Source organism: Amycolatopsis sp. NPDC051372 (genome assembly GCF_040682095.1).
In the GTDB taxonomy this organism is placed as follows: Bacteria; Actinomycetota; Actinomycetes; order Mycobacteriales; family Pseudonocardiaceae; genus Amycolatopsis.
Genome location: NZ_JBFBAF010000007.1, coordinates 127,259 through 139,829 on the forward strand (window position 1 = coordinate 127,259; position 12,571 = coordinate 139,829).

At 70.6% G+C, this 12,571-nt stretch carries 14 protein-coding genes; 6 read left to right on the forward strand and 8 right to left on the reverse strand.

The window, feature by feature from the left end; genetic code table 11:
* Window positions 1-24: 24 nt before the first annotated feature.
* The 4 genes from AB0M56_RS13015 to AB0M56_RS13030 are packed head-to-tail and all read right to left on the reverse strand — an operon-like array spanning window position 25 to window position 4,061.
* Window positions 25-1,227, reverse strand: a complete 1,203-nt coding sequence (locus AB0M56_RS13015) for an amidohydrolase family protein (protein WP_364174528.1) — start codon at window positions 1,225-1,227, stop codon at window positions 25-27.
* Complete coding sequence (locus AB0M56_RS13020) at window positions 1,224-2,657, reverse strand: sodium:solute symporter family protein (RefSeq protein ID WP_364174530.1); 1,434 nt, start codon at window positions 2,655-2,657, stop codon at window positions 1,224-1,226. The genes AB0M56_RS13015 and AB0M56_RS13020 overlap by 4 nt, the downstream gene beginning before the upstream one ends.
* Window positions 2,657-2,857, reverse strand: a complete 201-nt coding sequence (locus AB0M56_RS13025; RefSeq protein WP_220238265.1) for a hypothetical protein — start codon at window positions 2,855-2,857, stop codon at window positions 2,657-2,659. Before AB0M56_RS13025 ends, AB0M56_RS13020 begins: the two co-directional genes overlap by 1 nt.
* Window positions 2,858-2,861: 4 nt before the next feature.
* Window positions 2,862-4,061 carry a M20 family metallopeptidase gene (locus AB0M56_RS13030; protein WP_364174534.1) on the reverse strand — a complete coding sequence of 400 codons (1,200 nt, stop codon included), beginning with the start codon at window positions 4,059-4,061 and terminating at the stop codon, window positions 2,862-2,864.
* Window positions 4,062-4,182: 121 nt separating this feature from the next.
* On the opposite strand from AB0M56_RS13030, the gene AB0M56_RS13035 reads away from it, so the two are divergent.
* Complete coding sequence (locus AB0M56_RS13035; RefSeq protein ID WP_364174536.1) at window positions 4,183-5,196, forward strand: Lrp/AsnC ligand binding domain-containing protein; 1,014 nt, start codon at window positions 4,183-4,185, stop codon at window positions 5,194-5,196.
* 127 nt (window positions 5,197-5,323) lie between these two features.
* On the opposite strand, the gene AB0M56_RS13040 is transcribed toward AB0M56_RS13035, so the two are convergent.
* The 4 genes from AB0M56_RS13040 to AB0M56_RS13055 all read right to left on the reverse strand — a co-directional run bounded on the left by AB0M56_RS13040 (window position 5,324) and on the right by AB0M56_RS13055 (window position 8,931).
* Window positions 5,324-5,503: a hypothetical protein gene (locus tag AB0M56_RS13040; protein WP_364174539.1), complete on the reverse strand. Its 180-nt coding sequence runs from the start codon at window positions 5,501-5,503 to the stop codon at window positions 5,324-5,326.
* A gap of 318 nt (window positions 5,504-5,821) precedes the next feature.
* A complete protein-coding gene (locus AB0M56_RS13045; RefSeq protein WP_364174542.1) occupies window positions 5,822-7,315 on the reverse strand; it encodes a DUF1996 domain-containing protein in 1,494 nt (497 codons plus the stop codon).
* Between the two features lie 241 nt (window positions 7,316-7,556).
* Window positions 7,557-8,306, reverse strand: a complete 750-nt coding sequence (locus tag AB0M56_RS13050; RefSeq protein ID WP_364174545.1) for a zf-HC2 domain-containing protein — start codon at window positions 8,304-8,306, stop codon at window positions 7,557-7,559.
* Between the two features lie 7 nt (window positions 8,307-8,313).
* Window positions 8,314-8,931: a sigma-70 family RNA polymerase sigma factor gene (locus AB0M56_RS13055; RefSeq protein WP_364174548.1), complete on the reverse strand. Its 618-nt coding sequence runs from the start codon at window positions 8,929-8,931 to the stop codon at window positions 8,314-8,316.
* Between the two features lie 311 nt (window positions 8,932-9,242).
* On the opposite strand from AB0M56_RS13055, the gene AB0M56_RS13060 reads away from it, so the two are divergent.
* Genes AB0M56_RS13060 through AB0M56_RS13080 form a run of 5 tightly spaced genes read left to right on the forward strand, consistent with a single transcriptional unit; the run spans window position 9,243 to window position 12,517 of the window.
* Window positions 9,243-9,668 carry a hypothetical protein gene (locus AB0M56_RS13060; RefSeq protein WP_364174551.1) on the forward strand — a complete coding sequence of 142 codons (426 nt, stop codon included), beginning with the start codon at window positions 9,243-9,245 and terminating at the stop codon, window positions 9,666-9,668.
* Window positions 9,652-10,395: a DUF4142 domain-containing protein gene (locus AB0M56_RS13065; RefSeq protein ID WP_364174554.1), complete on the forward strand. Its 744-nt coding sequence runs from the start codon at window positions 9,652-9,654 to the stop codon at window positions 10,393-10,395. The genes AB0M56_RS13060 and AB0M56_RS13065 overlap by 17 nt, the downstream gene beginning before the upstream one ends.
* Window positions 10,388-10,996 carry a ferric reductase-like transmembrane domain-containing protein gene (locus tag AB0M56_RS13070; RefSeq protein ID WP_364174556.1) on the forward strand — a complete coding sequence of 203 codons (609 nt, stop codon included), beginning with the start codon at window positions 10,388-10,390 and terminating at the stop codon, window positions 10,994-10,996. The genes AB0M56_RS13065 and AB0M56_RS13070 overlap by 8 nt, the downstream gene beginning before the upstream one ends.
* Complete coding sequence (locus tag AB0M56_RS13075) at window positions 10,993-11,217, forward strand: ferredoxin (RefSeq protein ID WP_220238256.1); 225 nt, start codon at window positions 10,993-10,995, stop codon at window positions 11,215-11,217. The genes AB0M56_RS13070 and AB0M56_RS13075 overlap by 4 nt, the downstream gene beginning before the upstream one ends.
* Window positions 11,210-12,517: an NAD(P)/FAD-dependent oxidoreductase gene (locus AB0M56_RS13080; RefSeq protein WP_364174559.1), complete on the forward strand. Its 1,308-nt coding sequence runs from the start codon at window positions 11,210-11,212 to the stop codon at window positions 12,515-12,517. The genes AB0M56_RS13075 and AB0M56_RS13080 overlap by 8 nt, the downstream gene beginning before the upstream one ends.
* Window positions 12,518-12,571: the final 54 nt, after the last annotated feature.

Sequence of the window (12,571 nt, forward strand, 5' to 3'; positions counted from 1 at the left end):
ACGACCCGAAGCACCACAGACGCATCACACCGCGCGCACGCCGCCCTGCCAGACCTCGCGGACGTTGGCCCCCAGGTCGGCGAAGTCGTACGGATCCCCGGCCACCACCACGATGTCCGCGCGGTGACCAGGAGCCAGCCGGCCCAGCTCGCCCTCCATGCCGAGCAGCCGGGCGGCCGACGACGTGGTCGCCACGAGCACGTCGGCCGGGCTCATGCCGCACGAGCGCATCAGCTCCAGCTCCTCCAGGTTCGTCCCGTGGGGACCCACCCCGCTGTCCGTACCCATCGCGATCCGCACGCCCGCGGCGACCGCCCGGCGCACCGAGTCGGCGTGGACCTCCGCGACCTCCTTGGCCTTCTGCACCACGGCGTCCGGCAGCGAAGCACCCGCCGCGGCCGCGCGGATGACGTTGACCGGCGCCACCAGCGTCGGCACGAGCCAGGTGCCGCGGGCCAGCATGAGTTCGATGGCCTCGTCGTCGAGGTAGATGCCGTGCTCGATGGAGCGGATGCCGGCGCGCACGGCGTTCTTGATGCCCTCCGCGCCCTGGGCGTGGGCCATCACGGCGCGGCCCTGCATCTGCGCCTCGGTGACGAGGACGTCGAGCTCCTCCAGCGTGAACTGCGAGTGCCGCGGATCGTCGCGGGGTGACAGGACGCCGCCGGTGGTGCAGACCTTCAGCACGTCCGCGCCGGCGCGCAGCAACGTCCGCGCGATGCGGCGCATCTCGTCCGGGCCATCGGCCGTCGCGTCGGGGCGGCCGGGGTGGGGCAGCGACAGCGGAAGGCAGTGGCCCGAAGGCATCCAGCCGTCGCCGTGGCCGCCGGTGGGGCTGATCAGGCCGATGGCGATCTGCAGCCGCGGCCCGGGGATCAACCCGTCGGCCACGGCCTGCTTGATGCCGAGGTCGGCGCCGGCCGCGTCGCGCACGGTGGTGATGCCGAGCTTGAGCGTGGTCCAGAGGTTGCGGGCGGCCTCGTAGAACTGGTACGAGAACGGCTTCTGCACGCGCGGCAGCAACCCGAGGTCAGACACCGTCACGTGCACGTGGCAGTCGAACAATCCGGGTAACAGCGTCGCGCCGGTGCAGTCGACCGAGCGGTCGCCGTCGAGGCCGGTGCCGACCTCGACGATCCGGCCGTCCTCCACCACGACGTCGGCCGGGGCGGGGGCGCTGCCGGTGCCGTCGAACACCGAGCCGCCGCTGAACACCGTGCGGGTCATACCGGTTCTCCTGTCTTCACGGGAACGCCGGGCCGCGTCACGGCCCGCTCGATGCCGGTGGCCACGGCGAGCACGACGACGTTGGCCGCGAGCCCGATCAGGCCGACGTTCACGGTGCCGGCGAACTTCGTGTCGAAGAACGTCAGCCAGATGACCACGAGCTCGCCGGCGATCAGCCCCGCGAGCACCGGGCCCTTGCCGACCGGCACCTTCTTGAGGAAGCCCAGCAGGTTGGCCGGCGCGAGCTGCACAGAGCCGGAGTACGTGAGCAGCAGCAGGTTCGCGAGCAGATCGGGCCGGAAGATGCCGAGCACCAACGCGAGCGCGCTCGCGAGCACGACCGTGCCGTGGTTGATCCAGAACTGCCTGCGCTCCCCGCGCACCCGCGCGATGTTGCGCGCCACCAGCGACGAGATCCCGATCAGGATGCCGGCCGCGGGCACCATCGCGGTGGCCGTGGCCGCCACGACGACCAGCCCCGTGACCCAGCCCGGCAGCGCGTCCTTGCTCAGGGTCAGGAGCACGCCGTTGGGGTCACTGGTCTTGTCCACCACGAGGATCGCGGCGAACCCGATGATCATCGGCAGCAGCAGGCACAGCTCGTAGATCGGCATCCACGTGTAGTTGCGCCGCAGCACCTTCGGGTCACGCGCGGCCATCAGCGCGGGCCACGAGTGCGGCAGCGTCATCAGGCCGACGCCGATCGCGCTCACGAGCATGCTGGTGATGAACCACGTGTGGTCGTTGGTGCCGGCGTGGATGAACAGCTTCTCCGGGTGCAGCTGCTCGATCTTGTGGAACACGCCCGAGACGCCGCCCGCGAAGTGCGCCGGCACCGCGATGATCAGCACCACGAGGACCACGAGCATGATCGCGTCCTTGAAGTACGACGTCGCGGCCACGCCCCGCAGCCCGGCCCACAGCACGAACGCGACGATCAGCACGCTGCCCAGCACCATGCTCAGGTTGCCCGACGCCGCGTCGCCGGTCACGAGCCGCACTATCAGGCCGAGCCCGGTGATCTGCAGCTGCAGGTAGGGCAGCACGAAGATCACGCCGAGCACGGCCGAGAGCGTGCCGAGGAACTTGCTGGAGAAGCGGTCCTCGAGGAAATCGCCCTGCGTGAGGTACCCGCGTTCCTTGCCCATCCGCCACAGGCGTTTGGCCAGGAAGAACAGGACCACGTAGGCGATCGGCACGTACGGCAGCGCGTACATCGCCGCGAAGCCGCCGGAGAACGCGAGCCCCGCCATGCCGAGGAAGGTGAAGGTGGTGAATACCTCGCCGGCCTGCAGGAACCACATCGTGAGCGCGCCGAACTTCCGGCCGCCGACGGTCCACTCGCTGAGATCCGCCGCGGGCTTGCGCCGCCCGACGAAGCCGAGCACACCGATGAGGACGATCCCGACGAGCGTGAAGGTCAGGATCATCAGTCGTCACCCGCCCCCGCGCGCGCCATCATGCGCTCGCTCAGCAGCAGGGCCGGGGTGAACATGAGGCACCAGAAAGCGCCCCACACCAGCATCTTCGGCAGGCCTAGCCACAGTCCGGTGGAGTTGACGAACGGCAGGAACGGCATGAGGACCAGCGCGATCACCGGGATGATCGGCGGGAGGTGGTAGCTGCGCATGTGATCACGCTGCCAGGACCGCGAGCTGCCGGCACGCCAGCTCGGCGAGCAGGGTCGCGCCGTCGGCGAGCACCGAGTCGTCGAACGCGGCGCGCGGTGAGTGGTTGTTGGGTGCGCCGACCGGATCGTCCGACCGCGACGCGCCGAGGAACACGAACGCGCCCGGCACCTTCCCGAGCACCCGGGAGAAGTCCTCCGACCCCGTCATCGGCTGTTCCAGCAGCTCGAACCGTTCCTCGCCGAAGACCTCACGCACGGTGCCGGCGATGAACTCGTGGCCGGAGTCGTGGTTCACCAGCACGGGGTACTCGGCGTCGTAGGTGATCTCGACGTCCAGACCGTGCGCGGCGGCGATGCCCTCGCACACGCGCACGACCTGCGTGCGGATGCGCTCGCGCACCTCCGGGTCGAACGAGCGCACGGTAGCCTCGAACACCGCGTCGTCCGGGATCACGTTGCGCCGCGTGCCGGCGTGGAAGCTGCCGACGGTGAGCACCACCGGCTCGAACGCGCCGAACGCCCGGGTCATACGCGTCTGAAGAGCGGTGACCATCTCGCACGCGGCCGGGATGGGGTCACGCGAAGCCTCCGGCGCCGAACCGTGGCCGCCCGCGCCGACCACCCGCACCTTCACCGCGTCGGACGCGGCCATGAGCGGCCCGGGCCGGCAGGTGAACAGGCCCCGCGCATGGCGCGAAGACGAAACGTGCAGCCCGTAGGCGGCGTCGACCTGGCGGCCGGACGCGGTGAGCACGCCCTCGTCGATCATGTAGCTCGCGCCGTCGCAGCCTTCTTCACCGGGCTGGAACATGAACACGACGTCGCCGGCCAGCTGGTCGCGGCGGCAGACGAGCAGCTGCGCGGCGCCGACGAGCCCGGCTGTGTGCAGGTCGTGGCCGCAGGCGTGCATGGCGCCGTCGATCTCGGAGGAGAACTCCTCGCCGGAGGCCTCCGTGACGGGCAGCGCGTCCATGTCGCCGCGCAACAGCACGGTGCCGCCGGGTCCGCCGCCGCCGCGCAGCACGGCGGTCACCGACGACAGGTCACGGCCGAGGCTGATCTCGAGGCCGAGGCCGTCGAGGGCCTGGAGCACCTTTTCCTGGGTGCGGGGCAGGTCGAGGCCGATTTCGGGGGTTCGGTGCAGCGATCGGCGGAGCGCGACGAGGTCGGGGCGGAGCGCTGCGGCGTCGGAGCGCAAGGACATGGGTCTCCCTCGCTGGAACATCGACATATGCTGGCCCGAAGATGATGCGAGTGTGGAACGCTCCTGCCGGCCGGATCGCAGGAATCCGCCAAATCGGCGCCGCGCGGACGAAGGATCGGCCATGTTGAGCGAGAGCGACCTCAAACTCCTCGACGCGCTGCAGACCCGGCCGCGCGCGACGTGGGCCGTGCTGGGCCAGGCGCTGGACATCGGGGCGGTGACGGCCGCGCGGCGTTGGGAGACGCTGGTGGCGCGCGGGCAGGCCTGGCTCACCGCGTACCCGGGCGGCGAGCTGGTGGCGCAGCTGGCGCTGGCGTTCGTGGAGATCGACTGCGCGCCGGGTTCGGCGTTGGCGGTGGCCCAGCGCCTCGCGGCCGACCCGCACGTGGCGACGGTGGAGTACCTGGCCGGGCACTGCGACCTGCACATCCACCTGGTGGCGCCAACGCTGCGCGCGATCTCCGACTACGTGCTGCACCGGTTGTCGGCGCTGCCCGGCGTCACGGCGACGCGCACGGTGGTGTCGCCGCGCTTGTTCACCGAGGGCAGCCGGTGGCGCGTCCGCGCCATCTCGCCGGGCGAGCGGGAGGCTTTGGTGTCACCCTCGGCGCGGACGTCCGGACCTTTGCGCTTCGGCGAGCTGGACCGGGCGCTGATCCTGGCCCTCGGGGAGGACGCCCGGGCGTCGGCCGCTTCGCTGGCGGTGGAGCTGGGTGTGGGGGCGAGCACCGTCCGGCGCCGTCTCGAGGCCCTGCTGGCCCGCGGCGCCGTCCGGCTGCGCTGCGAGATCGCGCGGCCCCTGTCCCCCGCGCCCGTCACGGCGATGCTCTGGCTGCGCGTCCCGCCCGACAAGCTCGAGACGACCGCGCGCTCGCTCGCGATGCTGCCGGAGGTACGCATGTGCGCCGCCCTCAGCGGGGCGGCGAACCTGATGCTGGTGGTGTGGCTGGGTTCCCAGCACGACCTGCCGGCACTGGAGGGCTCGCTCGCGGCCAAGCTGCCGTGGCTGGAGATCGTCGACCGCGCCGTGACGCTGCGCGGGATCAAGCTCATGGGCCACCTGCTCGACGACGAGGGCCTCGCCGCCGGCCACCTCCCCCTGGACTTCTGGTCCGCGGTGACGAAAAACCCTTGACCGGTCCGGCGGGTGCGGGGGGATGTGGGAGGGAAGCGCCCGCCGGACCGGCAAGGAACCCGACCCGGCGAGTGGGGGGTGGGTGAAGGAGAGGGAACCTCGCCGAATCGGAGCTTTTTTGGGGGGGTCAGCCGGTTTCCGATGTGGACACCGGGGACACCGGCAACACACCGGAGAACCGCCCGGAACCTGCCGCCCTTCCGCCGCCCTCACGCCACGGCAGGTCGGCAGCGGTGTCGCGCGCCGCGCCGACCGGGTCCTCGCGACCGTCCCGGTCGAAATCCTCGACGTGGTAAGGGAAATTCATGACTGCTCCTGAATCTTTCCGTGTTCCGTCAACGCCAAGGGTGCCCGCGCAGAGCCCGAGCGAGGCATCGCACCGCGCCGCCGGTCCTGGCGGCGGAATCGCAGGACCCGGGTTCCCACCCGCCGGCGGCCGCGACGCGCCGTGAACTCCGCGTGGCTCGGGGAGATTCGCATCGAAACTCCTTTCCTGGTCTGGTCGGGTCCGCATCGGCCGGCGCAACGGGTGCTGCGAGGGGTCGTGGCGCCGGACGGGGCCGGGGGCGGCCCGGGTCCCAGCGGTGCCCGAGCGAGGCACCACACCGGGCCGCCGGCTCCCGGGTCATTCCTTACAGCGCTTGCCCGTGTTGATGCAGGAGACCACGCGGTTCATCTGCGACTGCGTCATGACGTTGGCGAAGTCGTCGTGATCCGAGCGGGGGTTGTGCTTCTCCTCGGGGAAAGCGTCCACTTTGTACTGGCCCTTGACCTGCACGTCGTGCGGGATGTTGTAGACCAGGGTGATCTTCAGCTGCGGCACGGCCTTGAAGCCGCGCTTGCAGTTGCCGTTGGCGTCGGAGAACACGATGTGGGTGCGGTGGTTGGCGCTGTCGATGTTCTTGCCGTCCCAGCAGTTCGGGAAGGCGTGGATGCGCTCGACCTTGCTGCCGTCGGGGCAGATCGGGTAGTGGTCGGTCAGCCGGTCCTCGAAGCCGGAGCACGTCCAGCTCGCGCGGGCGTTGGCGGGACCGTTGGCGCCTTCCTTCGCGTCACCGTAGAGCACTCGCAGGAACCGCGGCATCGCCACGACCTTGCGAGCGCCACCGCTGCCGAAGGACAGCGTCGCGGAAACCACGCGCTGGATCTCGCCGTCGTTGCCGGCGACCTCGTTCTCGCCGTTCACGCCCGGCAGCTCAGCGGCCGCGCCGTTGTCCTGCTTCTGGTCCTGCTCCGTGGCGCTCTCGCCGCCGGTCGGATCGCTGTTGGCGCCGCCGTTGTCGAGGCCTGTGCTGTCGGAGTCCTGCACGGCGCAGCCGGCCAGCGCGGCCGGGTCTTCCGGCTTCACGCCCTGCTCGGCCATCGTGTCCGAGATCTTCTTCAGCGACGCGGACCGCTTGCCCTTCAACGACTTCAGCACCGCATCGGAATCCTGCCCGGCCTCGACCTGCTTGTCGGCCTGGTCGACCTGCGAGTCCATCGCGTCGAGCTCGGTGTTGACCGCGTCCATGGCCGCGTCGGGCACGTCGGGCAGCTCGCTCGCCACGTCGGGGCACTCGACCTGCGGCTCGGCGGCTTCCTTCGCCGCGTCGGCGCGGTCGGCGGCCACGTCCTCACTCTCGGCCGGGGCTGCCGCTTCGGAAGACGCCGGGGCTTCCTCCTCCTCCTCGTCGTCGGTGTCGATGCGGACCACCGGCCAGTAGTAGGTGGACTTGTCACCGTTCTTGCACGTCGTGCCGGCACGGGCGAGGCTGCGGTTGGTCGAGTCGGCGTTCGTGGAGAGGTTGCCGACGTAGTCGTGCAGGTGCTGGGCGCCGTTGCGCACACCCGGCTGCGCGATGAAGTTGTCGGGGTTGAAGTGGCCGTTCTCGTTGCGTCCACAGTCGACGGTGAACGTGCCGCGCGCGCCGCGGTTCTGCGCCCGGCTCACGTTCGAGCCCTTCGGGACCTTGGTGATGTCCAGGAAGAACGACTTGTCGGCCGGGTCGGCGCCGGCGCGGTCGGGCTCGCCGGACGTCGCGTTCACGGCCAGCGCGCCCACCGCGAGGGCCAGGCCGAGCGCACCGGTGACGATCGTGACGCGCTTCGCCGGCCGGTGACGGGGATGGTTCCTGGTCATGGTGCTGTGCTCACCTCGTTCGATCCTCCGGGCGCGCCGAACTACGGCCGCGGCCCGGGTGTGAACTACTTGGAGTCGAGACGCTCAGCAGCTCGGATGCGGGGGAATCCGGTGCCGGCACTGGGGAATACGGACGGGAAGTCGAAGTGGTTCAAAAAGAAATCGCCGCGTTATCCGCACGTGATCGGCAGGTCAGCCCCGAAAATCCATAAAGGACAGAGTATTTCCCCAGCAGGGAGGGTCAGCGATCGACGACCACGAGCAGCGTGCCGTCGTCGGCCCGGACCTCGAATCGCGTGATCTCGTCGGCAGGCAGCGACGTGCCGCCCGTCACATGCAGCGGATCGGGGGAACCCGGGATCCCGTAGCCCTTCGCGGGCACGGACCAGCCCGTGACCGTGCGGATGTCTCCGGCCGAGGAGATCGCGAGCAGCTGGTAGTTCATCGGTCCCGCGACCCCGCTCAGATCGAGGCCCACGGAGCTGCCCCACTCGCGCGGCGTCACGGACACGCGCGCCGTCACGGCCGAAGCGCCCTGACCCGACGACGTGCCACCGCCGGGCGCGGACAGCGAGGAAGACGGCGACGGCGGGACCGAAGTCGGCGCCGCCAGGCTCACCGCGGGACCCGCGGCGTCGGCCGGGCGCACCGCGAGCGTGACGAGCGGACCCGCCACCACGAGCGCCACCGCGGCCGCCGCGGCGACGAGCCCGAGGCGCCGGCGCCGCTTGCGCTTCACCGTCGCCTCGGCCATCAGGGCGCGCAGCACGCGCGGACCGGGCGCCAGCGTGCGCCCCGGCGTGACCGGTACCGGCGGCTCCGGCCAGGTCTTCTTCACGAGGTCGAGCACGTCGGGCAACTGGTGGAGCTCGACGAGGTCGAGCTGGCAATGCGGGCAGTCGAGCAGGTGTTCCTCGAACCGCGTGTTGTCGGCTTCACTGAGCACGCCGAGCACGTACGCGGCGAGGTCGGTGTGCGGGGATCCGGCCACCGTCACGTCACCCCCGCTCGCGCATGGCCTTCCGCAGGGCGCGGACGGCGTGGTGGATTCGCGATTTGACGGTACCGGGCGGCACTCCCAGGGTGGCGGCGACCTCGTTCACGGTCCGGTCGGCCAGGTACGTCTGCTGCACCGCCTCCCGGTGCTCGGGAGAAAGCCCTTGCAGCGCCTCATAGAGGATCATGGCCGCCACCGTCTTGTCCGACTCGTCGGACACGAACACGGCATCGGACTCGATCTCCTCGAGCTCCTGCGGACGAACACTGCGGCTGCGCCAGCCGTCGATGACGATGCGCCGAGCGACGGTGAACAGCCACGCGCGCAGCATCGCCGGCCTCCGGTCGAGCTTGTCGGCGTTGCGCCAGGCCTTGATCAACGTCTCCTGCACCACGTCTTCGGCCCACTGCCGGTCGTGACCGGTCAGGCGCAGCGCGAAGCCCATCAAGGCTCCGCCGAACTCTTGGTACAACGCTTTGGCCAGGTCGTCATGAAGTCCGGGGGTTTCGGTTTCATGATCGTCCGTCGGGCTCAGCGTTCGATTGTGCCGTCCCACGCCGCACATCTTTGTGGCAACGACGCCATTTCGTCCAGTACCAAAATCACCGGCTTTGGTCACGAAAGTTTTTTGAACCGTGTCGAACCTGTGTCCGTATCCCCCGTCGAAGACCCCGACAACGCGTCGTTCCCCCGCGACGCACCGCATTCACCCTGGGCTTACTGTCCACAGTGGATAAACTGCGCCCTTTTCCCGCCGTTCCGCGTGACGGCGCGCAGTTCCGCCCCCTGGAGGAAGCCGTGAACCGCTTGTTCCGCACAGCGGCACCGCCCGTTGTGTGCCTGGCCGCATTCACTTTGTTGACCGCATGTCAGTCCGGAACCGCTCCCGGTGGCTATATCCCGAGCCCCGCGGGCCCGATGAGCATGCCGATGCAGATGCCGGCCGACCAGACCGACCCCGCGAAAGCCGCCCTGCGGGCCGCGCGCGCATTCGACCTCGGCGACGTCGTCGTGGACGGGAGCGGTTTCGCCGTCTACCGCTACGACCGCGACAGCGCCAAGCCGTCGCGGTCGCGCTGCACCGACGAGTGCGCCGAGAAGTGGCTGCCCGTCCGCGCGAGTGGTGACGTATCACTCACCGGCATCGACCGTGATCTCGTGGGCAGCGTCACGCGTCCCGACGGCACCGATCAGGTCACCCTCGCCGGCTGGCCGCTCTACCGCTACACCGGCGACGAGATGCCGGGTCAGACCGCCGGGCAGGGCGCCGACCGCGCTTGGTTCCCGCTCACGCCCGAGGGCGGCAAGATCGCGACCACCACCGATTCTTGGCGGGCCGATGCGTTCCGGATCTAGCCGTTTCCGCAAGTTCTTCCGCGTCGTGCTGGTGGTGTTCGCCGCCGTCGTGGTGCTGCAGCCCCAGCCGCCGGCGTCGGCGCAGACCGGCGTCGACGCCGGTGACGAGCTGCTGCTCGTGAAGGTGCGCCAGGCCGGGCTGTGGGAGATGCCGGCCGGCACGTGGGCCGAGACCCGCGGCGCGAGCCCGAAAGTGCGGGAGGTCGGCGCGGCGATCATGGTCGACCACGGCCGGCTCGACGTGCTCACCCGCCAGCTCGCCGCCAAGCTCGGCGTCACGCTGCCCACCGAGCCGTCGGCTCAGCAGCTGGGCTGGCTCAACGAACTGCAGAGCGCTCCCACCCCGCAGGACTTCGACCGCCTCTTCGCGAACTTGCTGCGCGCGGCCCACGGGCAGGTGTTCTCCGTGATCGCACAGGTCCGCGCCGGCACTCGCAACCCCGAGATCCGCGCGTACGCGACCGTCGCGAACCAGGCCGTGCTGCGGCACATGACGCTGCTGGAAAGCACCGGATTCGTCGACTACACCGCGCTGCCGCAGTCCGCAGTGGCCGATTCCGCGGCGCCCGCCGGCGCCGCACTCGACGTGCGGACCACCGACGTGCTCACTGCCGCGCTGCTCATCCTGCTGGTCGGCGGCGCGACGCTGCTCGGGGTCCGCTACGCGAAGTCAGGTCGCCTGCGCGGCGGCCGGCTCCGCCCTGACTCAGGAGAAACCCATGGTTGACACCGTCCACGAGGCGGTGACCACCCTCGCGCAGCAGACCACCGACCCGGCCGCCCGCGGCATCGCGGCGTTCTCGGCTCGGCTGTCGTACGCGTTCATGTGCCTCACGCTCTGCTGGGGCGTGCTCACCGCCACGGGCTGGGTGCGCTCGGTCACCGGCCGCAAGGCCCTGCGCAGCGGCCACCTCATGCTGTCGACGCTCGCGCTCGCGTTCGGCTGCCTGCACGCGGTGGGTTTCCTCTACCTCACCGTGAACCCGTACTCGCTGGCGTACATCTCGATCCCGTTCATGCCGGGCACGCTCGCGCGGCACACGTTCGGCATCGTCGGGCTGGAGCTGATGCTCGCCATCGCGTTCACGACGTGCGTGCAGCGCTGGACGTCGTACCGGCGGTGGCTGTGGCTGCACCGGCTGGCCTACCCGGCCGTCGCGCTCACGGCGCTGCACGCGTTCTTCGGCGCGATCGCGAACGGTCACCTCGCGGCGATGTGGCTGGTCGGCATCACCCTGCTCGTGCCGCCGTTCACGCTGGCGCTGCTGCGGTTCCTGCCGCCGCGGACGCTCGAGCGGATCGGCCTCGTCGAGGAGCAGGTGGCGTGAAACTGCCCGGTAGCGGGCCGCGCGTGAGTGTCGACAACGACCGGTGCGAGCTCTACGGAATCTGTGCGATGGAGGCCCCCGGCCTCTTCGACCTCGGCCGGGACGGGCGCCTGCGCTTCCGCAAGCGCCTGCTCGAACCCGAAGACATGACCCAAGCGATCGCCGCGGCCCGGGTGTGCCCGATGCAGGCGGTCGTGCTGAGAGGGGAACTCGATGGCTGACGGCGACCGGATCGTCATCGTCGGCGCAGGTGTCGCCGGCTTGCGCGCGGCGGAACGATTGCGTGAGCTCGGCTTCGACGGCGAGATCGTGGTGGTGGGCGACGAGGCCCGCCGCCCGTACCACCGGCCGATGATCTCGAAGCAGCTCGTGATGGGAGCGGCGCGACCGCCGGACACCACGCTGCGTGCCTACGGCGACCTCGACGTCCACTGGCGCCTCGGCACGCGCGCGACGCACCTCGACACCGTCGAGCGCGTCGTGCACCTGCCCGGCGGTGAATCGCTTTGGTACGACGGGCTCGTGCTGGCCACCGGCGTCGTGCCGCGACACCTGCCCGGCTCGCCGCGCCACGACCCGCGCGTGCGGGTGCTGCGCACGATCGACGACGCGCTGGCCGTGCGGCACTGCCTGCACGCGAGCAACAAGCCGGCCGTGGTGATCGGCGGTGGCTTGATCGGCAACGAGTTCGCCGCGAGCATGCGCCACCTCGGCCGCGACGTCACGCTCGTCGGCCACGCGAAGGCGCCGCTGCACCGCTTCGGCAGCCGGATCTCCGACGCCGTGGTGAAGCTGCACAAGGAGCACCGGACGAAGCTGGCGATGGGCTCGGAGGTGCGGCACTGGATCAGCACCGACGACACCGTCGGGCTGCACCTGACGAACAACAAGCTGCTCGTGGCCAGCTGCGTGGTGCTCGCGATCGGCAGCGTCCCTGCAGTCGACTACCTGCGCGGCTCGGGCCTCGACGTCGAGGACGGTGTGCTGTGCGAGCCGACGCTGTTCGCCGAGGGCGCCGACGACGTGGTCGTGGCGGGTGACCTCGCGCGCTGGCCCAACCTGCGTTTCGACGAGGTGCCGCGCCGTGTTGAGCACTGGATCAACGCCGTGGAGTCGGCGCGCGCGGCCGCGGAGAACCTGATCGCGGGCCGGTCGGCGGCCACGCCGTTCGCGCCGCTGCCGCGGGCGTGGTCGACGCTCTACGACGTGCGGCTGCAGATGGCGGGCATGCCGTCGCTCGGCGAGGACACCGTGTCGCTCGCCGACGGCATCACCGGGTTCATCCGCGCCGGGCAGCTCGTGGGCATCACGGCGTGGGACAAACCGCGCGCGATGCTCGACTGGACGGCCGAGCTCGACCGGCGGCTGCCGGTGCCGGAGCACATGCCGTCCTTGGCCGCACCGGAGCCCGTCGAGACCTGGCCGGACGAGCAGTTCGACACCGATGAGCGGTTCGACACGCAGGAGTTCTACGCGCAGTTCGCCGACGAGTTCGACGCGGCGGAGGACTTCGCGCGGTGAGAGCCGGGGGTGGCCGCGCGCGGCGGCCGCCCCCTTCCACCGGTCACCACACCG